This window comes from Alkalilimnicola ehrlichii MLHE-1 (assembly GCF_000014785.1).
GTDB lineage: Bacteria > Pseudomonadota > Gammaproteobacteria > Nitrococcales > Halorhodospiraceae > Alkalilimnicola > Alkalilimnicola ehrlichii.
The window spans coordinates 2,704,933-2,728,152 of record NC_008340.1; the positions used below are offsets into that span (position 1 = coordinate 2,704,933).

At 69.0% G+C, this 23,220-nt stretch carries 20 protein-coding genes; 2 read left to right on the forward strand and 18 right to left on the reverse strand.

Features of this window, described 5'->3' with window-relative positions:
- Positions 1-45 precede the first annotated feature (45 nt).
- From MLG_RS12030 to gspF, 12 genes are all read right to left on the reverse strand, one after another.
- The gene (locus MLG_RS12030; protein ID WP_011630114.1) at positions 46-909 is read right to left on the reverse strand and encodes a mechanosensitive ion channel family protein; all 864 of its coding nucleotides are present in this window, start codon (positions 907-909) and stop codon (positions 46-48) included.
- Positions 910-1,579: 670 nt separating this feature from the next.
- Positions 1,580-2,398 carry a hypothetical protein gene (locus MLG_RS12040; protein WP_011630115.1) on the reverse strand — a complete coding sequence of 273 codons (819 nt, stop codon included), beginning with the start codon at positions 2,396-2,398 and terminating at the stop codon, positions 1,580-1,582.
- On the reverse strand, positions 2,395-3,183 hold the full coding sequence (locus MLG_RS12045) for a type II secretion system protein N (RefSeq protein ID WP_011630116.1): 789 nt from the start codon (positions 3,181-3,183) through the stop codon (positions 2,395-2,397). The genes MLG_RS12040 and MLG_RS12045 overlap by 4 nt, the downstream gene beginning before the upstream one ends.
- Entirely contained in the window at positions 3,180-3,674 is a 495-nt protein-coding gene (locus MLG_RS12050) for a type II secretion system protein M (RefSeq protein ID WP_011630117.1), read from the reverse strand. Before MLG_RS12050 ends, MLG_RS12045 begins: the two co-directional genes overlap by 4 nt.
- Positions 3,671-4,945: a type II secretion system protein GspL gene (gene gspL, locus MLG_RS12055; RefSeq protein ID WP_011630118.1), complete on the reverse strand. Its 1,275-nt coding sequence runs from the start codon at positions 4,943-4,945 to the stop codon at positions 3,671-3,673. The genes MLG_RS12050 and gspL overlap by 4 nt, the downstream gene beginning before the upstream one ends.
- A 25-nt stretch (positions 4,946-4,970) precedes the next feature.
- On the reverse strand, positions 4,971-5,789 hold the full coding sequence (gene gspK, locus MLG_RS12060) for a type II secretion system minor pseudopilin GspK (protein ID WP_011630119.1): 819 nt from the start codon (positions 5,787-5,789) through the stop codon (positions 4,971-4,973).
- 2 nt (positions 5,790-5,791) lie between these two features.
- Positions 5,792-7,834: a S8 family serine peptidase gene (locus tag MLG_RS12065; protein WP_011630120.1), complete on the reverse strand. Its 2,043-nt coding sequence runs from the start codon at positions 7,832-7,834 to the stop codon at positions 5,792-5,794.
- Positions 7,831-8,469: a type II secretion system minor pseudopilin GspJ gene (gene gspJ / locus MLG_RS12070; protein WP_011630121.1), complete on the reverse strand. Its 639-nt coding sequence runs from the start codon at positions 8,467-8,469 to the stop codon at positions 7,831-7,833. The genes MLG_RS12065 and gspJ overlap by 4 nt, the downstream gene beginning before the upstream one ends.
- Positions 8,459-8,908 carry a type II secretion system minor pseudopilin GspI gene (gene gspI, locus MLG_RS12075; protein WP_011630122.1) on the reverse strand — a complete coding sequence of 150 codons (450 nt, stop codon included), beginning with the start codon at positions 8,906-8,908 and terminating at the stop codon, positions 8,459-8,461. The genes gspJ and gspI overlap by 11 nt, the downstream gene beginning before the upstream one ends.
- Entirely contained in the window at positions 8,901-9,443 is a 543-nt protein-coding gene (gspH, locus tag MLG_RS12080; RefSeq protein ID WP_011630123.1) for a type II secretion system minor pseudopilin GspH, read from the reverse strand. Before gspH ends, gspI begins: the two co-directional genes overlap by 8 nt.
- Positions 9,444-9,449: 6 nt before the next feature.
- Entirely contained in the window at positions 9,450-9,884 is a 435-nt protein-coding gene (gspG, locus tag MLG_RS12085; RefSeq protein ID WP_011630124.1) for a type II secretion system major pseudopilin GspG, read from the reverse strand.
- Positions 9,885-9,953: 69 nt separating this feature from the next.
- Positions 9,954-11,168, reverse strand: a complete 1,215-nt coding sequence (gene gspF / locus MLG_RS12090) for a type II secretion system inner membrane protein GspF (RefSeq protein ID WP_011630125.1) — start codon at positions 11,166-11,168, stop codon at positions 9,954-9,956.
- Between the two features lie 158 nt (positions 11,169-11,326).
- Between gspF and mrtJ the strand changes: the two genes are divergently transcribed.
- Positions 11,327-11,806, forward strand: a complete 480-nt coding sequence (mrtJ, locus tag MLG_RS12095; protein ID WP_011630126.1) for a JDVT-CTERM system glutamic-type intramembrane protease MrtJ — start codon at positions 11,327-11,329, stop codon at positions 11,804-11,806.
- A gap of 84 nt (positions 11,807-11,890) precedes the next feature.
- Here mrtJ and MLG_RS12100 read toward each other — a convergent pair whose 3' ends face one another.
- From MLG_RS12100 to gspE, 6 genes are all read right to left on the reverse strand, one after another.
- The gene (locus MLG_RS12100; RefSeq protein WP_011630127.1) at positions 11,891-14,809 is read right to left on the reverse strand and encodes a VWA domain-containing protein; all 2,919 of its coding nucleotides are present in this window, start codon (positions 14,807-14,809) and stop codon (positions 11,891-11,893) included.
- Between the two features lie 82 nt (positions 14,810-14,891).
- The gene (locus MLG_RS12105; RefSeq protein WP_011630128.1) at positions 14,892-15,695 is read right to left on the reverse strand and encodes a hypothetical protein; all 804 of its coding nucleotides are present in this window, start codon (positions 15,693-15,695) and stop codon (positions 14,892-14,894) included.
- 198 nt (positions 15,696-15,893) lie between these two features.
- The gene (locus MLG_RS12110; protein WP_011630129.1) at positions 15,894-17,744 is read right to left on the reverse strand and encodes a Vgb family protein; all 1,851 of its coding nucleotides are present in this window, start codon (positions 17,742-17,744) and stop codon (positions 15,894-15,896) included.
- A gap of 64 nt (positions 17,745-17,808) precedes the next feature.
- The gene (locus tag MLG_RS14930; RefSeq protein ID WP_011630130.1) at positions 17,809-18,867 is read right to left on the reverse strand and encodes a TolB family protein; all 1,059 of its coding nucleotides are present in this window, start codon (positions 18,865-18,867) and stop codon (positions 17,809-17,811) included.
- Complete coding sequence (locus MLG_RS12120) at positions 18,860-19,186, reverse strand: peptidase associated/transthyretin-like domain-containing protein (RefSeq protein ID WP_011630131.1); 327 nt, start codon at positions 19,184-19,186, stop codon at positions 18,860-18,862. The genes MLG_RS14930 and MLG_RS12120 overlap by 8 nt, the downstream gene beginning before the upstream one ends.
- Positions 19,187-19,619: 433 nt before the next feature.
- A complete protein-coding gene (gspE, locus tag MLG_RS12125) occupies positions 19,620-21,155 on the reverse strand; it encodes a type II secretion system ATPase GspE (protein ID WP_041718639.1) in 1,536 nt (511 codons plus the stop codon).
- A 239-nt stretch (positions 21,156-21,394) separates the two neighbouring features.
- On the opposite strand from gspE, the gene MLG_RS12130 reads away from it, so the two are divergent.
- Positions 21,395-23,218 (forward strand): hypothetical protein, encoded by a 1,824-nt coding sequence (locus MLG_RS12130; protein WP_041718060.1) that lies wholly within the window; start codon positions 21,395-21,397, stop codon positions 23,216-23,218.
- Positions 23,219-23,220 lie beyond the last annotated feature (2 nt).

Below are 23,220 nucleotides of genomic sequence, written 5' to 3' on the forward strand. Positions count from 1 at the left end.
ACTAAGGATGTTGCAGCGCAGCGGTTGTTGCAAGGGGCAGAATGATTACGGCCGGTCGCGCTCGCCTTCATCCGGGCCTACCACCCGCACCGGGAAGGGATCGGTGACACTGCCGGCGTACAGGGTGCGGTGGGGGAAGGGGATCTCGATGCCCTCGCGGTCGAAGGCCTCCTTGATCTCGATCTGGAGGCTGTTGCGCATCTCCAGGAAGTTCTCGCGTTGGGCCCATACGTTGTATTGCAGGTTCAGCGCCGAGTCGCCGAAGCCCAGGAACAGGAACTGCGGCTTGGGCTCTTCCAGGCAGAGCGGATTGGCGCTGGCCACCTCCTCCAGTACCCGGCGCACGCGCTTGATGTCCTCCTTGTAGGCGACGCCGATCTGCAGATCGAGCCGGCGGATGGGGAAGCGCGACAGGTTCGTCATCTCGGTCTTGATCAGGGTCTCGTTGGGCAGGCGCACGAACAGGTTGTCGAAGGTGCGCAGTTTGACCGAGAGCAGGTCGATGGAGATAACCTCGCCAATGGTGGTGCCCACGCGGATGGTGTCGCCCACCGAGAAGGGACGTTCCCAGACCAGGAACAGGCCGCTGATGAGGTTGGAGGCGGAGGTCTGGGAGGCGAAGCCGATGGCCACCGAGATGATGCCGGCGGCGCCGAGCAGGACGCCCAGCTTGAAGCCCATCTGGTGCAAGGCGGAGGTGAAGGCGAGCACCAGGATGCCGTAGAAGATCACCCGGCGCAGGATGAGCCCCAGGTGGCGGTCCAGGTGGGTGGTGGGGATGCGCCCCACCAGGCCGGCGAGCACCCGCCCGAGCAGGAAACCGCCGACGAGGATGAGCGCCGCGCGCACCATGGCGCCACCGAGCCCGGCGGTGAAGAACTGGACGATGGCGTTAAACCAGGCTTCCATGGTGCCCCCTCACGGAAAGACTGCAAAGAACGTTATTGTGCGGCTGAATGGGCCATCATTGCGAGGTTCCACACACCGGCGCTGTGAAGTGGCACACCGTCACGGCGAACCCCGAAGGGGCGCGGCAGTCCAGGCGGCGGGTGGATCGCCGCGTCGCTGCGCTCCTCGCGATGACGGGGGGTGGTGGTGCCCCCACCGTCACGGCGAGCCCTGAAGGGGCGTGGCAGTCCAGGCGGCGGGTGGATCGCCGCGTCGCTGCGCTCCTCGCGATGACGGGGGGTGGTGGTGCCCCCACCGTCACGGCGGGAAGGGCCGCGCCCCCACCGTCACGGCGAGGAGGGCCGCGCCCCCGCCGTCACTGCGAGGAGGCGAAGCCGACGTGGCAGTCTACCGCCCTGGATCGCCGCGGGCCTTCGGCCCTCGCGATGACGGGTGGGGCGCCCCCCTCGCGATGACGACCGAAAACCCGCAGCCCTCGCCATGGCAGCCCCGCTGTTCTTCCCTGATTCGGGCCCGCGCAGCGGGGCGGGGGGCTCGCGATGACGGGGGAGGGGGTGGTGGTGGGCACCTCACGATGACGGGGCGTGGGGGCGCCCCCACCGTCACGGCGAGGAGGGCCGCGCCCCCGCCGTCACTGCGAGGAGCGAAGCGACGTGGCAGTCTCCCGCCCTCAGCCGCGTAGTAATTGGGTGAAGGCGCGGAAGGCGGTGTGTTGGCGGCCGCTTTGGCGGGGGGCGCTGAGTCGGGTGCCGCCGTGGCATTCCCGCGGGGGTTGGTCGGTGAAGCGCAGTTCGGCCAGGTCGCCGTCGGCGCGGCGGGTCAGCCCCACCTCCGGCGTCCACAGGTGGTCATCCTGGTCCGCGTACAGCGGCAGCCAGGGCATGGGCACGTTCAGCCGGTCCAGGGTCAGCGGGTCGGCGGCCTGGTTGCGGATCTGCACCGGGGTGATGACCCGGGCGGGGGAGCGTGCCTGCTCGGCCAAGGTGAGCCGGAAGCGGCTGCGGGTGGCGTAGCAGATCTCCCCCTCCATGTTCGAGGGGCCGAACCAGGTGTCGGAGGGGCGGTAGCTGGGTTGCTCCAGCATCCGGTGCTGCCTCTCGCCCAGGGTCACCCGCACCCAGACTGGCGTGGAGACGTACACCCGCACCGCCTCGCCACCGGGCACGGAGACCGGGCTCACCGGCCGCGAGACCACCGCACGGTCGGCGGGGAGCAGCTCCAGGTGGATGCGGGACTCGGGGGTAGCGAGCACCACCCGGTGCAGTTGTTCGCCCTCCGGGATCAGGGCCGGGTCGTCGCTGTGCACCATTTCGAGGCGGTCGAGCCAGGGGTCCGGGTCCTGCTCGCGCAGCAGCCGCCACTCGTTTAGGCCGTGGTGCACGCGCAATCGCATGGGCCCCACCAGCCACTGGCGGGTGAAGCCCTGGGCGATGTTGAAGTCGCCGTACCAGCGGGCAACCCGACCGCCCGCCGCCTGACTGCCACTCATGGTGTGAACCTGCCCTCCAGACGGATCGGGTAAAGCCCGTCGCCGTCCGGCCGGCCGAGCATCCCCAGGGCCTGGCGCAGTTCACCCGGGGCCTGCTCGCTGTGCCCCACCCGACCCTCCAGGCGCCAGCGCAGCGCGGGGTCGACGCTGACCCGGGCGTCCAGGCGCAGGGGGCCGCCGTGGTCCTGCAGCTGGCCCTCCAGCTGGCCGTCGGCGCCGGTGAAATTGCCGGACAGATCCCCCAGCGGCAGGGCCATGGGCGCCTGCACCGCCGCTGCGTGCCACAGCAGGCGGCCGTCCAGCGAGGCCACCCGCCCGTCCGGCTCGAGCCGGGCGGCGTCCAGCCGGCCGCGGAAGGTGCCGTCCAGCGCCACCGGCCCCATGGCCGCATCGCCCACCCAGTGGCGCAGCCGCGCGGCCTCCAGGCGCAGCCTGACGTCGCGCAGCTCGACCCCACCGTCCGGCGCGACCAGCGCCCGGCCCTCGATGTCGGCCCCCGCCTCGCGGAGGTGGAAGCGCAGATCGGCCTGCCCGCGCAGCAGACCACCCGGCTGCACGGTCCAGCTCAACCGCTGCGCCTCATAGTGTTGCCAGGCGGGTTGTTCCAGGGTGCCGGACCAGACGGAGCCGGACGCCCCCGCCCAGCCGGCCTCGGGGGGCAACCAGCCCTGGCGCTCACCCAGTGCCAGGGCGGCGCCGGCGGGCCAGTACCCGATCAGGAAGGCGCCCCAGGCGAGCAGCGCCAGCAGGAACCAGCCGGTGTAACCGAGCAGCCACCGCCTCATGATTCGGACTCCAGGGTGAGGCGGGCGTTGACCCGGCCGGGGGCGTCCAGCGGCTCCAGGCTGAGGGCGTGGACCCGCACGCCGGTCTCGGCGAGGGCGTCCAGCCAATAGAGCATCTGATCGAAGTCCGCCCGCTCCAGCCAGACCCGCACCCGCTGGTCACCGTCGGGCTGCAGGCGTTCCAGCCGCTCACCCAGGCCGTAGTCGCCGGCGCTGCGGTCCACCCGGCCCAGCAGGGAGTCGGCCCGGCCCTCGCCGGGGACGGCGGTGGCCCCGCCGGCCTGGCGCACCCGCTCGGCGGCGGCGGCCATCCAGGCCTGCTGGGCACGGGCCTCGGCCACCTCGCCACGCAGGGTCTCGGCGCGGTCGGAGAGCGGCAGCCAGATGCCGCCCCAGGGCAACAGCACGGCGAGCACCAGGGCCCCGGCCAGCAGGATGCGCCGCTCCCGGGGTTCCAGCCCCTGCCAGTGGGCGAGCAGTCGCTCCTTCATGCCTCCTCCCGCTGAATGGTGACCCGGCCGGCGATGCGCTCACCCCGGCTGGCCGCGGAGTGGATCTGCACCTGCCAGTCGCCCCGCGCCTCCACCGCCTCGCGCAGCCGCTCCAACGCCTGCACGCTGGCGGCGTCCAGGTCCAGTTCCAGCCGCTGCTGGCGGAAGGCGAGGCTGCGCAGCCGGGGGGCATCGTCGCCGGTCAGGGCCGGCGCGACCGCATTGAGCACGGCGATGAAGGGGTCGGACCGGCGCTCCGGGCCGCCCTCGCCACCACCGTCCAGTTCGGCCAGTGCCCGCTCCATCTGCACCCGCGGGTTGACCACCCGGCTGTCGGGGAAGGTGTCGCGGAAGATCTCCACGGTCTCGGCGCGCAGGGCCTGTTCGGTGCGCTCCAGGTTGCGCACCTCGGCATAGAGCATGACGAATTGCAGGCCCACCCAGGCCAGGGCCAGGGCCGCCACCGCGCGCCAGGGGCGCAGTCGCCGGAGCCACTGCTCGCGCCCGCTGAAGGGGCCCTGGAGCAGATTGATCGCCTGGTGCGGATCGAACAGGGGGGCCAGGGCGCGCAGCGGACTGTCGGCCGCCGGCTGCTCGCTGACGGTGAGGGTGTCGGGCAGGGCCGCGCGCAGGGCCTCGACCTGCCCGGGGGCGGCGCCCGCCGGGTGGAGGGCCAGCCCGGCGGGGGCGCCCTCATCGCCGGCCTCACCGGCGGCCTGCGCCTGGGCCAGCAGCCGGGGCAGGATCAGCGGCCAGGCGTCGGCCTCCAGGGCCAGTCCGGCGCGCGGCCCGGTGCTGAGCCAGCCGGCCTGGTCGCCCAGGATCAGGCGCCAGTCGTCGTCCCCGGCACCGATGGCCAGTTCCAGCGGGGTGATCGTATGCAGTTCGAGGCCCTGCTCGGCGGCCCAGTGCAACCAGGTGGCCATGCGCTCGCGGTCGATGACCGCGGCGCTGTGGCGTCCGTCGGCCTCCGGCCGGCCCAGGGCGAAGTGCAGCCGGTCGGGATCGGCGGCGAGCTGGTCCTCCAGCGCCCAAGGCAGCGCCTGGCGGGCCCGCTGGCGGTTACGGGTGGGCAGCGTGGCCCGCAGGACGCTGACCTCGCCGGGTGGCAGCAACAGCCACACCCGGGCGCCCCGGGGCAGCCGGGTGGCGAGGTCGCCGGCCGGGGCCTCGCCGTGGTCGCCCACGCGGCCGTCGGCGTCCAGCAGGCACCATTCCACCGGGTCGTCCGCGGTGGGTGCGGTGGGTAGCAGCAGGCAGTATTGACTCATGGCCCCATCATACCCCCTGCCCCGGTCAACAGGCACGCAGCCGGCGCAGCACCACCTCGCCGGTGACGGCGTTGACGATGCTGCACTGGCGGTAACGCCGGTCGGCGCTGTCGACGACGATGTGCAGGCGCACCCAGTCCGGGCTGTCCTGGCCCTCGGTGTCCGGCGGCTGGTCCGGGTCCGCCTCGGTGGCGGCCAGGAGCCGGTCGGGGGCCCGGCGGGGGTTGATGGCGACACCCTGCGCCGGCACCGCGGTGACGTAGGGGCGCAGGGCCTGGAACAGCTCGGGCGTCACCCCGCGGACCAGGGCCAGCTCGCTGGCGGTGGCCAGGCGGGTCCCCGGGTTGCTGTAGGGGGGCTGCTGGCCGGCGTACCAGGGGTCGTGCACCTCCGGGTCCATCCAGTCGCGCAGGGCGGCCAGCACACCGTCCGGGTCCACCGCACCGAGTCCGTGGTCGGCGGCCACGTCCTCCAACAGCCGGAGGAAGGTCTCGGCGCTCGCCTCGTCCTCGGGGTCGGCGAGGTTGTTGAGGTTGAACCGGCAGTGCAGGTCCTCGGCCACCACCTGCACCGCCTGACCGTCCAGGGGCACGACCACGGGCGGCGTGCGGCAGTCCTCCCAGGGCACCGCGTCCGGGTTATCGGCCAGCAGGCGCAGGGCCTGGGCCGCCAGGGCCTCGCCGCTGGCGGCGTGCCAATAGGCCTGGTCGTGTTCCAGCAGGTTGCCGGTGCGGCGGATGTCCAGGTGCTGGCGGGTGGTCATGGCGACGGTGGCGATGGTGGCCAGCGCCACCACCAGCAGGGCGGTGATCAGGGCCACCCCCCGTTGCCGCCGCCGCGCCATGGCTACTCCGCCTCCACCGCCTGCTCGGCGACGGCGGCGAAGGGCGCCAGCCATTGCCGCACCCGCGCGCGGAGCTCCTCGTCCTCGGCGATCCGATCGGCGATGGCCGGGCTGAAGTGGTAATAGAGGCTGACCAGCTCCTGCCCGGCACGGCTGGTCAGCAGGGCCTCGTCGCGGAACTGGCGCAGGGTGGCCACGGGCGCATCCCATTCACTGCCCCAGGCGGCGGTGGCAATGAAGCAGCCGCCACCTCCGCCACCACCCCCAGTGCCGTTGTCTCCGTCCGGGGCGCCGTTGTCGCCATTGCCGTTATCGTCGTTGCCGTTGCCGTTGTCGTCGTTGCCGTTGCCGTTGTCGTCGTTGCCATTGTCGCCATTGTCGTCGCTGGTCGCCACGTAGCTCGCCGAACCCGAGCAGGCGCGCACACTGGCCCGCTCGGCGCAGACCCGGTAGGTGATGGTCTCGCCCTCGTCCAGTGCCGGGGAGACGACGGCCTCCTGGTCCCCGCTCTCCAGGGTGACCCCGCCGGTGGCCTGGAAGTCGGCGTCCGCATCGTCGCAGCCGTCGCCCTCGCAGTGCTCCAGCGCCAGCGCATCGAGCTGATAGCTGTTGTTCAGCCAGGTCAATTCCAGCTCCGAGGTATCGGGCAGCGGGTTGATCCGCAGCCGGCTCGGGGCGAAGGGCGGCAGACCGGCCAGGTCGACGGTGAGGGCGTCGTAGGCGTTCACGATGCCGCCGGTGGCGGTCAGCCCCTCCCAGTCCGGGCTGGCATTCAGCCGGGCGGACATCAGGAGGCGCTCCCGCACCGCCTGGTAAGGGGTATCGACGCCGTGCTGGGCCAGCACCAGGCCGGCGATGCCGACCACGTGGGGTACAGCCATAGAGGTGCCCGAACGGAATTCGTAGGGGTCTGGCCGGTCCGGCCGGTCCACCACGGCACTCAGGATATCAACGCCGGGCGCGGCCAGGTGGACGTCGGTCTCCCCAAAATTGGAGAAACTCGCGCGCTCGTCGTCCTCGTCTGAGGCCGCGACCGAGATGATGTTGTCCAGCCGGTAACTGGCCGGCCAGAAGCCCGTCGGCTCGTCCGATTCCGTGTCATTCTCCTCACCCGCGTTCCCCGCCGCGGCCACCACCAGGACCCCCTGCTCACCGGCTGCCCGCAGGGCCGCCTTGAGGGTGTCGTCCTCGCCGTCATCCCGGAGCGGACTTTCATCGGTGCCGAAACTGGCGTTGATGACCCTCACCCCTTCATCGACCAACGCCTCCACGGCCGCAATCACGTCGGCAAAGGACCCTTCGACCCGGTTCGGGCCAGCGACCTCCAGCGCGGCGTGGCTGTACAGCGAGACCTGGAGATTCACGCCGGCCACCCCCTCCCCCTCAGCCGCGATCACGCCGGCGACATGGGTGCCATGATCCTCCGGCTGAGAATCGTCGAACTGGGAACCGGTCCCCGCCACGTTCTGCTGCAGATCGGGATGGGCCGTATCGATCTCGGTGTCCACCTGGCCCAGTCGCACCGCCGGGTCACCGGTGGTCAGGTCCCAGGCCTGCGGCACATCGATGGCCGGCAGGTTCCATTGCTGGTCATAGAACTCGGGCTCCGGGTCGAGCTGGGCGGCGTAGACCCGGTAGTTGGGCTCGACATAGGCCACCGCCGGGTCCTCGGCGTAGGCGGCGATGGCCTCCTCCAGGCTCATCCAGGACGGCAGCCGAACATGCTCCGCGTTACCGGTGCGAAAGCGCCGGACCACATTGGCGCCCACCAGGGCATGAGCCGCCCGCATACGCGGCTCGGTCTCCGCCGCGTCCCCGGCCGGCCGGATCAGCAACTCCCCCGGCACACAGCAGTCCGGGTTGTCCCGGACCGTCTCGATCAGGGTGCGGGCCGAAGCCGGCAGGGCCGCCAACCGCTCCGCTGAGAGCGCGGCCACCCGCCGGTCGTCCTCCGGCGGTTCCAGGCCTCCGCTCAGCAGCGGGGGCAGCAACAGTGCCGCGACCAGCGCGGCGGCCATCCATGCAGTGAAGAGGCGCATCTTCATCGGTCGTTCTCCTTGCGCGGGAGGGCGAAAAGCCGGGTCACCGCCCCGGTGTGCTCCGCTTCCAGTTCAATCTCGACGGCGAGGGGCAGGTCCGCATTGGGCTGCTCCGGTGGGGGCCAGGCCCGGCTGGTGGTCCGCTCCCCGTCCAGGCCATGGTAGTGGAAGACGAAGGCGAGTACCTCCACGGTGTTGCCGGCCACCTCCCCCAGCATGGGCACCCGGCTTTGCGGCTCATCCATGCCGCCGTCCACGGTGGGCCAGAGCAGCCGGTAGAGCACGCCGTCCTCCAGCTCCCAACCCACCCGTCGCAGCTCCGAGCGCACGCCGCGACTGCGCGCGCCAGCGCTCACCAGTTCCAGCCGCGGGGGCAGGCGCAGGTCGTCGAGCATCAGCCCGGGGCGGCGGTCGCCGTAGGCATCGCGCCGGGGCCGGTCCACCACCTGGTGCAGATCCCGCTGCAGCATGGCGAAGGCCAACTGCATCTCATCCAGTCGCTCCGCGGCCCGGTCGGTGTGCGCCCGGGCGTCCAGCACCGAGGTGAGGCCGCCGTAGGCCATGGCGGCCAGCAGGGAGAAGACCGCCATGGCCACCAGCAGCTCCAGGAGGGTGAAACCGCGCGACCGGTCAGAGGCCATCGAAGCCCCCCTCCTCCAGGTCATCGATCGTCCCCAGGCGGCCCCCCTCCGGGACCAGCACCACGCGGGCGGTGGCCAGGGGCTGTTGCTCGCGCGCCTGGTCGCGGTGGACCGCCACCTCCAGCCGGCGCAGCCCCGGGATGCCCGGCAGGCCCTCCAGCTCCGGCGCCCAGGGCGCCATCGTCGCCCGCCAATGCCAGTCGCGCCCGCCGAGACGCTCGACGCCTTCGGCGGGGCCGGACTCGGGCAGTGCCTCCAGCCGCGCCTGGAAGCGGTTGAGCTGATTGGCAGCCACCCAGTGGGCATGGGTCCGGTCGCGCAGATAGGCGGCGTTGGCGGCGTTCTCGCTGGCCACCTTGACGGCCGCGCCCAGGGCGGTGGCCAGGATGGCCAGCGCCACCAGCACCTCCAGCAGGGTAAAGCCCCGTTGCCTAGCCATCGGGCGCCTCCGTGTGCAGGCGCAGGCGCCCGGCCATGTCACCGGTGACGACCCGGATCCGGTCCGGGTCGCGCTGATCGCGCAGCGTGAGCTGGAACTCCGTCACCTCGCCGGTCCCATAGAGGTAGAGGTGGGGGTCGGGCTGTTCGGGCCGGTAGTCCAGGCGGACGTCCACGCCCTCCAGGCGCAACGCCAGTTCCATGTCCTCCGGCTCCAGGTCGCGGGGCCGGAGCTGGCGGTCGCGGTCCACCGGCAGCCAGGTGGTGAGGCCGTCCTCCACCTCCACCTCGTGCAGGAAGTGGTAGCCGTGCCGGGTCACCCCCACGGCCAACTCCGGGCCGCCGAGCATGACCTCCTGGCGGGCGAGGTCCACCAGGCTGATGAAGCGCCGGGCCTGCTCCTCCAACTGGCGGTCGCGGCCGCCATCGCCCACGGAGAGCACGGCGAGGCCGGTGAGCAACCCCAGGATGATGATGACCGCCAGCAGCTCGAACAGGGTGAAGCCGGCGCTGGCCTTGGCGGGGCGGGGCATCATCCGGCGTCAGTCCAGCGCCCAGTTGCCGATCTCCGCGTTGACGCCGGAGCCCCCCGGCTGACCGTCGGCACCGTAGCTGAAGATGTCGATGTCGCTGTGCTCGCCCGGGTTGAGGTATTGGTAGTCGTTGCCCCAGGGGTCCTTGGGCAGCCGGTCCAGGTAGCCGCCCTCGCGCCAGTTGCGCGGCTCGGGATTGCCGGTGGGCCGCTCCACCAGCGCCTCCAGGCCCTGGTCGGTGCTGGGATAGACGTTGTTGTCCAGGCGGTAGAGGTTGAGCGCGGACTCGATGGCGCGGATATCGGAGCGCGCCTTGCTGATCCGGGCGTCGTCGGGACGGTCCATGATCCGCGGCACCACGATACCGGCGAGGATGCCGAGGATGACCACCACCACCATGATCTCGATGAGGGTGAAGCCGCTTTGCCGTTGTCTAGCCATCATGCACTGGGACTCCTCAAGGGGTTACGGGCGCCACTATTGCGCCAACTGCCACTATTGCGCCAACTGCCACTATTGCACCAACTGATTGAGTTCGAAGACCGGCAACAGGATGGCAAGCACGATCACCATGACCACGCCGCCCATGAGCAGGATCAGCAGCGGCTCGAACAGCCCCAGGAACATGCCGGTGAGGCTCTCCAGCTCCCGCTCCTGGTTCTCCGCCGCCCGGTCCAGCATCTGCTCCAGCTTGCCACCGGCCTCGCCGCTGGCGATCAGGTGCACGGTGATGGGCGGGAAGTAGCCGGTCCGTTCCAGGGCGTGGGCCAGACCGCTGCCCTCGCGCACGCGCCGGGCGGCCTCCTCCACCCCGCGCCGCATGGGGTCGTTGTTGACCACCGCGCCGGCCACCCGCAGCGCCTCCAGCACCGGCACGCTGCTGGCGGTGAGGATGCTCAGGGTGCGGGCAAAGCGGGCGGCGTTCACCCCCCGGGTCAGGCGCCCGATCAGGGGCAGTCGCAGCAGCAGGCTGTGCAGGGCGTAACGGGGCCCGGGCCGGCGCAGGATCCGGGCCAGCACCAGCAGCCCCACGATACCGCCGATCAGGCCGTAGAGGGCATAGTCGCGCATGAAGTCGCTGGTGACGATCAGCGACTGGGTGAGCAGCGGCAGATCCTGACCGATGTGGTCGAACACCCCCACCACCTCCGGCACCACGTAGGTGAGCAGGGTGAGGGTGACGCCGATGGCCATGACCGTGAGGATGATCGGGTAGAACAGCGCCATCTGCACCTTCTGGCGCATCTGCTGGCGGCCCTCGGTGTATTCCGCCAGCCGCTCCAGCACGATGTCCAGGTGGCCGGACTTCTCGCCGGCGGCTACCGTGGTGCGGTAGATATCGGGGAAGACGTGGGGGAAATCGCCCAACCCCTGGGCCAGGGTGTGACCCTCCAGCACGCGGTTGCGCACCGCCAGCATCAGGCTCTTGAGGCGGGGCTTGTCGGTCTGCCGGGAGACGGTGCGCAGGACGTCCTCCAGCGGCAGGCCGGAGCGCACCAGGGTGGCCATCTGGCGGGTGATCAGGGCCAGATCGGTGGCGCTGACCCCGCGGGTGAACAGCGGCCGGCGCACCGCACGCGCCTCCCGCTCCACCACGGCCTGCACGGCCAGGGGCGTAAGCCCGCGGTCGCGCAGTTGGGCGCGGACGTGACGCGGGGTGTCCCCCTCGAGCACACCCTTGCGCTGGCGGCCGCCCGGATCCAGTGCCTGATACTCGTAGGCGCCCATGCCCTATGCCTCGCCGGCCTCCCTGGCCCGTGGTGGTTCGCTGTGTGTGCTCATTCAGCGCAGGATACCCCACCCTGCGGCGGACCGTGAAGCGGCCTGACGGCCCTGCCGCGGTGGCCAGCCACGGCCTTGGGATATGATGGCAGGGGAACGGACGCATGCCGGTGGCGATAGGGGGCGATGGCTTGCAGGCGAACCCGCTGTACCCATTCAAGGATTGGTTGTTTCTGGCCGCACTGGCCGCCGGGCCGGCCGGGGCGCTGGCCTGGGTGATATTGACCGGGGAGCGGGCCGGCGACGGCAACCTGCTGACGCCCTGGCCCCTATTGATGCTGGTGGTGGTCTACCCGGTGCTCGAGGAGCTGGCCTTCCGCGGGTTGATTCAGGGGCTGCTGCTGCGTCCGCACTGGGGCCGTTACCGGGCGGGCCCGGTGAGCCTGGCCAATGCCCTGACCACCCTGGCCTTCGCCCTCAGCCACTGGCCCCGCGGCGGGGCGCTGCTGGCGCTGGGGGTGATCCCACCGGGGCTGATCTTCGGGTACTTCCGGGAGCGGCACGACGGGCTCTGGAGCCCGATCCTGCTCCACGGCTGGTATAACCTCTGCGTGATCACGGTGACGGCGACCTGGCCCGCCTGAGCGGGCGCCGCGGGAAGAAACAAGCGGCCGGCGGGGGATCCCGCCGGCCGGTGGGTGGGTTAAGGGGGCCGGGGCCCCGCGCGCTCAGGCGCGGTGGCGACGACGGCCCAGGATGACGCCGAGCAGGGCCAGGATGGCCAGCAGCGGCAGGGTCGGGTCGGCGGGGCCACCGGCACTGTTGCCCGCCACGCTGCAGGCGGAACCCCGGCGGGTCATCTCGAACTCCTCCTCATCCTCGTCCGTGATCCGGTCCGGTTCCGCGGGCTGGTCCGAGCTGATCACCGAGCCGGCGCTGACCTTGTAGGTGCCCTCGTCGGCGGTCTCATCCTCATGCTCGACCGTGACCACCAGGTCCTGCAGCTCCGCACCGCCAACCATACCTTCGTCATTGGCGGTCTCCAGCCAGTCCCGATCCAGGACGGTGTAGAGGTAGCCGTTGCGGGCGACGAAGTCCTCATCGTCCAGGCTGAAGGTCAGCAGCACCTCGCTGCCATCGCCGGTGTAGATCGTCACGATGGGCTGCATGCCCAGGCCAAAGGATGCCACCCGCAGAGAGACATCGCCCTCGTCCGGGACGCTGGTACCGACCAGGCGGAAGCAATCCCTATCGCTGGCGGCATCGATCCGCCCCGGGATAGTCGTGTTATCGGCCTCGAGCGGCGTGCAGGCGCCCGGCAGGGCGGGATCATCCGCGTGATCGTCGTCCTGAAAACCATCCACGGTGAACTGCGTGGTCGCCACGCGCTGGAAGTTCTCCGGGATCGGCTCCGGATCCGGGGCCTGCACCTCCATGCCATTGATGTCCGGCGCCGGGGCCACACCCCCGTACACGAACTGGCCGGTCCCGGCCTGGTTGTCCACCCGGACGCGCAGCTCGTGGGTACCACCCTGCCGGTAGTTCACCACGGCCGAGTAGATGCCATCACCGGCCTCCGCGTCACCGTTCTGGCCCTCGTCGTTGAGCGGCACGGTGGTGACGTTCCCGTCGGGATCGGTCAGCTCGGCGACCACATTGACCCCCGAGACCATCCGCCCGGCGGAGATCGCGGCCGAGATCAGCGCGGGTGACGGGTATTCCACCGTGCTGCCACCCAGGGTACTGACCCGCACGTCAAAGGTCCGACCGTCCGCCGGGTTGGCCACCACATTCAGGAGCACCTCCACTTCACCGCCGGAGGTATTCTCCCCGGTGTCGACGGTCCAGTCGCCGACGCCACCCGCCGATACCGCGTCGCGGTCCACGGTGGCGAGGCAGGAGACCTCATCGGCTGACTCGTCGCAGCTGAACGGGATTCCGGTGTCGTTGCCGTCACTGTCCAACAGCGTGGGGGACAACTGGTCGGCACTGCCGGTGAAGTTAAGGAGCACGGTCATCGAGCCCAGGGTGGGGTCCACGGTGAAGGTGAGCCGCTCGTTGGCGCCCGCAGCGACCGGCTGCGACTCCTGACTCAGGTTGACCGCATCGGACACGGCGGCGTTGGCCGCCAGGAAGGCCTCCTGGATCTCGGCCAGGGTCGTGGGTGAGGCGAAGAACTCACCGCCGGTGTTATCGGCGAGCCGCCGCAACACCCCGGTGGGTGCGAAGCTGCCATAGCCGAAGGCGATGATGGGGACGTTGGCATCCTGGTAGGCCTGGACGGTCTGCGGCTCTGTCGCAGCGGAGCTGTTGTCGCCACCATCGGAGAGCAGGAAGGCCACCTGCCCGGCATCGGTATCGTTGGCGGCGCTGTAATCCTGCAGTTCGTCCAAGCCCAGTATCAGGCCATCGAACATGGCGGTCAGCCCGGAGGCCGGGAGGCTGTCGATGGCGTCCTTGAGCTGGTCCTTTTCCGCCGTACCCGGGTCCGGGATGGCGATCATGGGGTGGACCACCGAGGCACTCGCCGAGAAGCGCACGACGCCCATGGCGGTACGGCCAGGCTCGACCACATCCACCAGGGTCCGACCGGCTGTGCGGGCGTTGATGATGGGAGCGCCGCTCATGCTCCCGGAGGTGTCGACAATGAGCGAGATCTCCAGGTCATCGTCCATCCAGACGATCTCCAGCTCATCGCGGCAACCGTGATCCATCTGATCGAGCTGGGTGACCACCCAGTTATCCGCCGCCGTCGGCGCCACGGCCTCCAGGGCCGTATACCGGGTCCGGTCAGGCTGAACGGTCTCGTTACCCTCCTGTGGATCGTCGGTGGTGGGTTGGACCAACACCTCCCAGCCGCTCTTGCCGTAGACCCGGCCCTGGGCGGTATCCTCCGGATCGCCGATGTTGTCACTGGTGGAGTGGTTCAACCACTCGTAGTTACCGCCGCGGGCCTGCCACTGGCTGTTCATGATGGCCGGGCTGGTGGGCACATCGCCAACCTGCGGGAAGGTATCGCGATTCTCCGCCGGGTCGCGCCCCTCGTACTCATCATACAGGGCAAGCACGTAGTGGCCCCACTCGTGCCCCAGGGTGTAGCCGGCGCCCTCGGCATCGGCCAGCATGTCGTAGTCGCAGCCATTACCGCAGCCGTCGGGGAAGATATCCCCCATCCAGATGTGCCGCCCGGCACTGCCGAACCCCGCGATACTGGCCCGCGGCCACTCCTCCTCGTTCCAGATAATGTCGGCCCGGGAGCCGTGGCCGCCGTTGGTGAAGACCCGCACGGTACCGAGCTGGCTGGCCCCGTTGCTCTGCTCGCAGACCGAGTCGGCGAAGTGTTCGATCACGGCCTCGTAGGGATCCCGCTCGTTTTCGGTCTCCGGGTTGTTGTGCAGGGAAATGGTGATATCGAAGACGGTCGTGCCGGCGTCCGTGGAGGCCCCCACCACCCGGTCGCTGCCCGCGGCGGTGAGGCCCTGGGCGCTCGCCGGGGCCGTATCGGCACCGATCCGCGCCTTGGAGAACCAGGAATCCCCGGCGGAGAGCGGTGCGCTGATCATGGCGGCGCTGAGGCCGGCGCAGAACAGCCCGGTGTACCAGGACCGCCGTTTCTCGACATGGCGGTCGACGTGTCTGATGTTCATTGCGTTCTCCTCTTCCTTCTTTCGCCTTTGCTCAACAGAATCTGCTCCCTGCTTGTTGGCTACGTCCTGTTCGATCAGTCGGTCAGTGCCGTTGGAAGATCTGGACCAGACCCGATGCCTCCCCCACGGCGGCGCGATAGGCACGCCCCGGTTCTATTCCGAGGCCCGCGAGATCGTCCGTGCCACAGGGGGCGAGGGGCACAAAGCGGCCCGGGTTGGCCTCGGCCTCCTGCAGCTCAGGGTGGTCAGCCAGGGTGTCTGCCGAAACCGCCACCTGGGGCGACCGGCGCGCGCCCTCCGGCGCGGGCAGAAATTGGAGGTAATGACCCTCCGGCTGTTCAGTGAGGGACACCTCAGCGGTCAGTACCTGGAGCGCATCGGCCAGCGCCGCGAGGGCCTCAGGCAACGCCTCAGGCTCCCCGCTCCCGATAAAGCGCTTGCCCGCCGGGCTCCGATAAGCGAAGTACAGCCGTGTCGGCCGGAAGTCGGAGATAGGCCCGTCCGCTTCCGGTCGGGCCAACGTGTGATCGCCGGTGAGGTACTGCGAGAGGGCGTGGAATCGCGCCGGTGCAATGCGACCGGAACGCACCTCCGGAAGGGCGCCATCCGTGCGGTAGTGGGCCGTCTGGAGTCGACCCGCGGCATCCAGGCGCACGGTATGGCCGTCGGTATGGCGGCCACCCAGCCCCCCTTCAATGCGGGCCATGTAAACGAAGGCCGCCCCGGGTACGCCGCCATCGGCGTGCACCGGGGCCACAGGCAGTCCAACCGCGGCCACCAGGCCCAGCATCACCCCCAGGGCCAGCCCCACACACCACCCCCTGTCGGGGAAGCGGTGCAGCCGATTCGGATCCGTTGGAGTGATCAGGCACATGGTTACCGCCATTGGCCTCTCCGTTCCGCAATCTGCAGGCACGCAAAGCGCATCACCACACTCTGCGAGCCGCAGCTGGGCATCCCTGCAGCCAGCCCCACAATCCAGCGGAGGGCGGGGTGCGCCAAACGAGGTCTACGCACCGACCGCCTCATCCCTAAGGTGGTCGGCGCGCAGCCCGGGAACCTCCTTCAAGTCGTCAGCGTGACTTCAATCTGCGCGACGGCGACGGCCGACCAGGGCGCCGAGCAGGGCCAGGACGGCCAGCAGCGGCAGGGTCGGGTCGGCGGGACCCGCCGCACCGGTACCGGTCACGCTGCAGGCGGAGCCCCGGCGGGTCCGTTCATGCTCCTCGTCGTCGGGGTCGTCCACCACGCCGTCCAAGGCCTGGGCAAGGACCGTGTTGCAGTCACTCTCGTCGGTGGTCACCGCGAGCCCCTGGAAGACCTCAGACTCGTCGTCATCGTTGGCCCGCATCTCCACCTCGATCTGCACATAGCGGCCCTCGACGCCATCCGGCAGCGGCTCTCCGGGCGTGAAGACCTGGAAAGGGGCGGCTTCCAGGGCCTCGAGAGAGTCTGCGGCACGGATGCGGTAGGTACTCTCCGCGTTCTCGGGGGACTCGGTGATGCTGACGCAGCTATCGGCCCAGACGTACTCCGGAATGTCCTCCTCCTGGGTTCCACCCACCTGAGCCGCGGCCACCGTGCCGCCGCCGGCCGCGCCGAGCACCTCTCGCACGTGGCCATCGACAATGATCCGGCCGATGCCCGTGCGACGCCCGAGGCCCCGGGTACCCAGGCCCGTCGCATCGCTATAGGTGTAGGGCCCGGCACCGGAGAGGAAGACCCCGAGGGGCTCGCCATCCTCGCCGCGGTACTTGGACAGGCGGTCATGATTGACGTGAATGGCCCAGACATCGCCGTTGGCGTCCAGCACCACGCCACGCACATGCCCGGTGTCCTCCTGCGCCGGGGACTCCCAGATCAGATCGCCATCGGGGGTGTATTTGGCCACGCCCCCGGCAGAGGAGTCGCCCACCACGACATTGCCGTCGGGACCGTAGGCGATCCCCAGCACGCTCATGTTGTCGTCACTGGGGTCATCGAACTCCTCCGTTGCCTTATTGAAGCGAATGAAGGGGTTAACGCCCAAGAAGACGTAGTCGTCGGAAACGGCAATCCCGTAATTGGACCCGAACCCTGAATGACTGTGTCTGGCCACCCACTCCCCGGTGTTGGTATTCAGCTGGCCCAGGTCACTGCCGAGGGCAGCACTCCAGAGCATCCCGTCCCCATCCACCAGACAGCCATAGGGGGTATGGCCTTCCGTGTCGATTGGCCCCTGCAGCACCTGACCGGTGTCGCTGTCCAGCTGGTAGTAGGCCTGCCCCCTGTACATGCCCAGCCAGATCTGACCGTCGTTGTCGATGCACAGCGAGCGCCCCAAGTCGTTGTCATTGCCCACGGTGACGTGCCAGGCGATCCGGTCGTCCTGCAGGTCCTCCGGATCCACCCGGCCGGTGTTGTTGGTGTCCTCCAGGGGCATCATCTCGGTGTCCGGGTCGATCATCCCCTCGCCATCCTCGTTGCGCGAGGTGTTCACCTGGCCGTCGCCCGCGTGGTCCACCGCCTCTTCATTCAGGATCTTGAGCACGGCGGGCGGCCGTCCGTCAAAGTGGCGGTTGGCGACATAGACATTCCCGCGGCTGTCCACCGCGGTACGGGAGGGCGCGGGGCCACCCCACGGGGAGCTGCTGGCCTGCTCGGGGAAGAAGGTCCAGTAGCGCGCCAGTTCCACCCCGGTGTTGGTGTCAATCTTGGACACCGAGGCCTCACCGGCATTGGCGACCCAGATGATGGGGAAGGTGGAGACCTCCTCGCTCACCCGCATGACCCCATTATCGAACAGCAGCCCATTGTGCGTGCCGTTCTCTTCGATATCCTGGGGCAAGACCACGATACCTGCACCGTGACTCGCTGTGCTAGCTGCCAGCAGCAGGGCGCCCACGCTCGCACCCAGGCCAACCCGGCCAACCCGATTCTTGATTAACGGTTTCATTTCCATCCTCCTCAGCAAACCGGTGGAGCGGCCCCGTTCAGGGCCCCGCCCCGCCCCAAGTTAGTCACTGCCCTGTGCGGGGCGAATGCATGTATGCGGGCTGCGCAAACACCAGCGACGGCTCCGCACCATCGACCCGACCGCGAAACAATTCCGCTGCACCGCCCTTTTGCGACACGAAGACAACCTCCCCCCCATCATTTGGCAGCCAGACCGGCTGAGCCAGCTGTCCGTCAAGGGTGGCGACCGTTACCGGTCGGCCGTCATCGGGGAAGCGGGAGGCGTAGATATTGGTCTTGGTCTCCTCCGGAGCGGGGGTCGCCGTGGAGGCATAGACGAGCCAGTCCCCGTCGGTGGACCAAACCGGGAAACCCCGTACGTTGCCCGGGGCGGACGCGACCTGCTCCGAGTGGCCCTCCTGAACGTGCAACACGTAAAGTTGCACCTCGCGGCGGTTATCGGTGGAGGCGGTATAGGCCAGGTAATCGCCGCTGGGGTGCCAGGCGAGGGACTGCACATTCCCGGCATGCCGGTCATTGGGCACCAGGATACTGTGCCCGTCGTCCTCAAGATCGATCACCATGATGGCATTGCCACCCTCGCCCCCGGGCCGCGCGATGACAGCCAACTGCCCCCCATCCGGCGACCAACGCAGGGCCTCCGGAGAACGCACCGCCTCGCTGAGCAACCGCGCCTCCCCGGTGGCCAGGTCCAGTAGGAAGACCCCGCGCGGACTGACCCGGCTGGAGGTGAAGGCGAGATAATCGCCGGAGGGGTGCCACTGGGGCATGAAGTCCATGCGCTCGCTGTGGGTGAGACGTTGCTGGTTGCTGCCGTCTGCGTCCATCAGGTAGATATCGCCGTTGCCGTCCCGCCGGGAGACAAAGGCAATCCGCTGGCGGTCAGGCGACCAGCGCGGGTCCATGTCGGAGTGGGCCGGATCGGTCAACCGGACAATCGCGCCATCATTAAGACTGGCCGAGTAGATGCTCTGTGCCCCTTCCTGGTTGGAGACGAAGAGCACGGCCGCGTCATCAGGCTTATCGTCCGCCGCCAGGGCCATACCCGGCAGGACCATGAGCCCGACCAGGAGGCCCAACCACCCTTGTTTGCGCTTACTCACTAACAATCACCCTTGTCTCGGCCAGCGGGGCGCCCGACGGGGAATAGGCCCGGAGCCGGTATTCGCCCGGCGCCATCCCCTCCAGCTCGAAGCGCAACGCACCGTCCTCATCGGCCCGGATCGATTCAATGGTGTGACCACCACCCTCCCGGATCAGGTCCAGGTGCAATTCGGCCTCCGGCTGAAAGTTACCGCCCTGCACCACTACGGTATCGCCCTCGTACAGCCCACTAGGAACGGTGAGAAAGGCACTTTGGGCTGTCACTATTCCCGGCAGGACGAGCGCGCCCGCAGACAACCAGGTCATCAGTCTTTTCATCGGTCTTCTCCTACACCACGGTCTTTTGCTACGGCCCCGTGACCACCGGCATTGGCGCCAACGCCTGTCTCCGGGCCCAACTCGGAACCGCCCCAGTACATCCTCACCACCCGGAACCACATCGCCTGTATATGCGCACCGTATGAACCGAATGTGGCCGCCACACGAAACAACTACACCCCATTATGTCGGTATCCGCAATAGCCTGTTTCTGGATAATAGCGCAGCCCCTGAAGATTGCACTAGCGTGAATAACACCCAAACAACAGTTCTGTCAGTTTTTTTTACGCAGCCAGTGGAACCTTGGCGCATCCAAGGGATTCTGACTAATTATTCAACGTATCGCCCACCGATTCCCGACTGTCAAGTGAGGGAACATCGGCAGGGACCAATGTGGGCAGGAAGTGCCTGAAAGGGCTGTTAACAGGCCCGGCTATTCCTCGCGGGTGACCCGCAGGACCTCCTCGACAGAGGTCTCGCCGGACAGCACCCGTCGGACGCCGTCGGCCCGGATGCTGGGGGTGAGGGTGCGGGCGTGGTGCTCCATCTGCTGCTCGCCGGCGCCGTCGTGGATCATGGTGCGCAGGGTTTCGTCCAGGGCGATGATCTCGTAGATGCCGGTGCGCCCCTGGTAGCCGGTCTGATGGCAGGCGTCGCAGCCGACCGGGGCGTGCAGGGTGGGTGGGTGTTGCGGGTCCAGGCCCAGCAGTTCGCATTCCGTGGCATCGGCGGTGTAGGGCTGGCGGCACTCCGGGCAGAGCAGCCGCACCAGGCGCTGGGCCATCATGCCCAGCATACTGGAGGAGAGCAGGTAGGGTTCCACGCCCATGTCGCGCAGACGGGTGACCGCACCGATGGCGGTGTTGGTGTGGAGGGTGGAGAGCACCAGGTGGCCGGTGAGGCTGGCCTGGACGGCGATCTGTGCGGTCTCCAGGTCGCGGATCTCGCCGATCATGACCACGTCCGGGTCCTGGCGCAGGATGGCGCGCAGGCCGCGGGCGAAGGTCATGTCCACCTTGGTGTTCACCTGTGTCTGGCTGACCCCGTCCAGGTAGTACTCGATGGGGTCCTCCACCGTCATGATGTTGCGCTGCCGGTCGTTGATCCGGCTGATCGCGGCGTAGAGGGTGGTGGTCTTGCCCGACCCGGTGGGGCCGGTGACCAGCAGGATGCCGTGCGGCTTGTTGACCAGATCGGCCATGCACCGCAGGGTCTTCGGCTCCATGCCCAGGTGGGTCAGATCCAGCCGGCCGGCCCGCTTGTCCAGCAAGCGCAACACCACGCGCTCGCCCTGCCCGGCCGGCAGCGTGGAGACCCGCACGTCCACGGCGCGGCCGGCCACCCGTAGGGAGATGCGGCCGTCCTGGGGCAGGCGCTTTTCCGCGATGTCGAGCTCGGCCATGACCTTGATGCGGGAGGTGAGCAGCGGGGCCAGGCCCACCGGCGGCTGCAACACCTCGCGCAGCACGCCGTCCACCCGGAAGCGCACCGTCATGCGGTGCTCGAAGGTCTCGATGTGGATGTCGGAGGCGTCCTCCTTGATGGCCTCGGTGAGCAGCGCGTTGATGAGGCGGATGATGGGCGCATCATCCTCGCTCTCCATCAGGTCCTCGGGCTCGGCCAGTTGCTCGGCGACGCTGTGCAGGTCCAGGTCGTCGCCGAGGCCGGCCATCATCTCGGCCGCTTCACCGGCGCTGCGCTCGTAGCACGCCTGCAGGTACTGGTTGAAGGTCTCGTCATCCACCTCCTCCAGGGCCAGCGGCCGCCCGAGCTGGCGGCGCAGTTCCACCAGGGCCTGGGGGCTGACGTCGGCGCGGCAGGCGATGCGGGCCGCCGCGTCGCTCCAATCCAGCGGCACGGCACCGTGGCGCCGGGCCCAGTTGAAGGAGACCGGACGGTGCTCCGAGACCGTGGGCGGCGGCCCCTCACCGCCCTGCAAGGCATCCAGTTGTTCGTCCACCGCGCTCATGGTCGGCAGCATAACCCACGGGGGTGGGCCGGTGAAGCCGGCCCTGCGACAACTCGCTGCATGTCCGCTGCAACCGGTCGTGGTTCAATTACAATTGGAATTGCGACATTGTTTAATGTTCGCGCGGACATTTCCCATCACGCGGCTATTGAGCCAGGGGTACCAAGATGAAACTAATACGTTCGTATTGGGCCGCATCATTTCATCCCCATTCACGTCCTTCGTTACCGTTTTTTTCATTGCTGACTTTCGTCATTCTGGGGCTGGCCCTGGCCGGGTGCAGCAGCTCCAGCTCATCCGGTGACCCATCGGATGAGGAGGATAACGGCTTTTCCGTCAGTGTGAACGTCCGCGGGTTGGACTTGGCCATTGATCCCGGGACACCGCTGATACTGAACGACCAGGCCGAGGAGGCGCTGACCATTGAGGCGGATGGCAGCTATGCATTCTCCGCCGAGCTGGCGTCCGGCGACAGCTATGGGGTCGAGGTGACGCAGCAGCCCAACGAACCGCGGCAATTCTGCTTCATCGAGCGTCAGCAGGCCGTCTCCGGCGAGATCACCGGCGATGTGACCCTCAACGTGGACTGCGGCCTGGCCTACCACGGGCTGTTCCCCGGCTGGGGGGTGGGCGCGACTCCGGACGACGGCTCGCTGCGGCCCCTGCAGATCGCCCCCGCCACGCTGGTGGCCCTGCGGGTCGACGGCCAGGACGAGATTGCCGTTGTCGATCCCTGCCAGGTGGAGACCCGTGGTGAGGTGACCCACGCGGACGGTACCTACGACCTGTCAGTGACCGCGGCCACCGCCTGTGACCCCACCCTGTTCCTGAACACCACCATGACGGAGGAGGCGTTCACGGCGCAGATCCCGGAGGGCATCGACGAGTTGCCCGACGAGCTCGAGCTGAGCCGTTTCGCCGGCCCCGACCGCGGCCTGCCCACCGCGGCGCTGGGGCATGCGGTGGCGGATGCCGAGGCGCAGGATCTGCTCCAGCACAACCGCTGGCTGCTCGCCGGCCTCACCGCCCGCCAGGCGGACGCCATGGCCGCCGAGGAGCTGCACGGCACGTGGGGCCTGGTGGCGCTCACCATGGAGCTGAACGACGAGGCTGAGCCCCAGTGGGTCCGCCACAGCAGCCTCAGTGTGCCGGCGATCATCGGCAACGACGGCAACGGAGATCTGCTCCTGAACGCGGACGGCTGGCAGACGCTGACCGCCGCCGTGCAGGCCATTCAGGACGACCCGCCGCCTCCGCCGATCACCCAGGGCTTCACCCAGGGGGCACCCGGCGATGGCTTCAGCGACGTTCCGTTGACCCTGAGCGCAGATGGCCGCTTGCAGGCCGGGGACAGCCACGGTTTCGTCTCCGCCGATGGCGACTTCTTCGTGCTGATCCATTCCGAACCCACCCCGGAACAGGTCCGGGCGGACGAGGAGAACGGGCTGGGTGAGGGCCAGGGCGCCCACCAGGTGCTGCTGGGCGTGCGGCGCGACGAGAACCTGGTCTCGCTGGACGGGCGGACTTACGCCCTGTTCGGCCCCTCCTGGTTCCTGGGCACGGAGGAGGACGGTGACTCGCTGCAGGGCGTGGCCGAGTTCGAACTGGCGCCCTTCCTGGAGGGCACGGCACTGAGCTTCTCCGAGGGCGAGGTGACGCTGACCCTGGAGGAGGAGCAATGGATCGCGCCCTTCGGCGGCGGTGCCCTGGACATCGACAGCGACTCCGACTCACTCGCGGGACTGCCCTATACCATTGGTGACAATGAAGGCGACAAGCCGCAACTGATCGAGATCGACCTGGGCGATGGCTTCGGGCCCGATCGTGACAACTACCTCACCGGCTACGCCCACGGCAAGCTGCTGGTACTCGCCCTGGGCGTCCGCGACGGCACCCAGGAGGAGGAGGCGGCGAGTCTCAGTGCCGAGATCAACCTGCTCGGCCTCATCACCCTGAGTGCCGACGCCACGGTGAACGGCGACGATGACGCCATTCCGGCGGAGGACGTGAGTGTGGGCACGCTGATCGGCATCTGCGTGCAGGGCTGCAACAACGAGTTCTGACG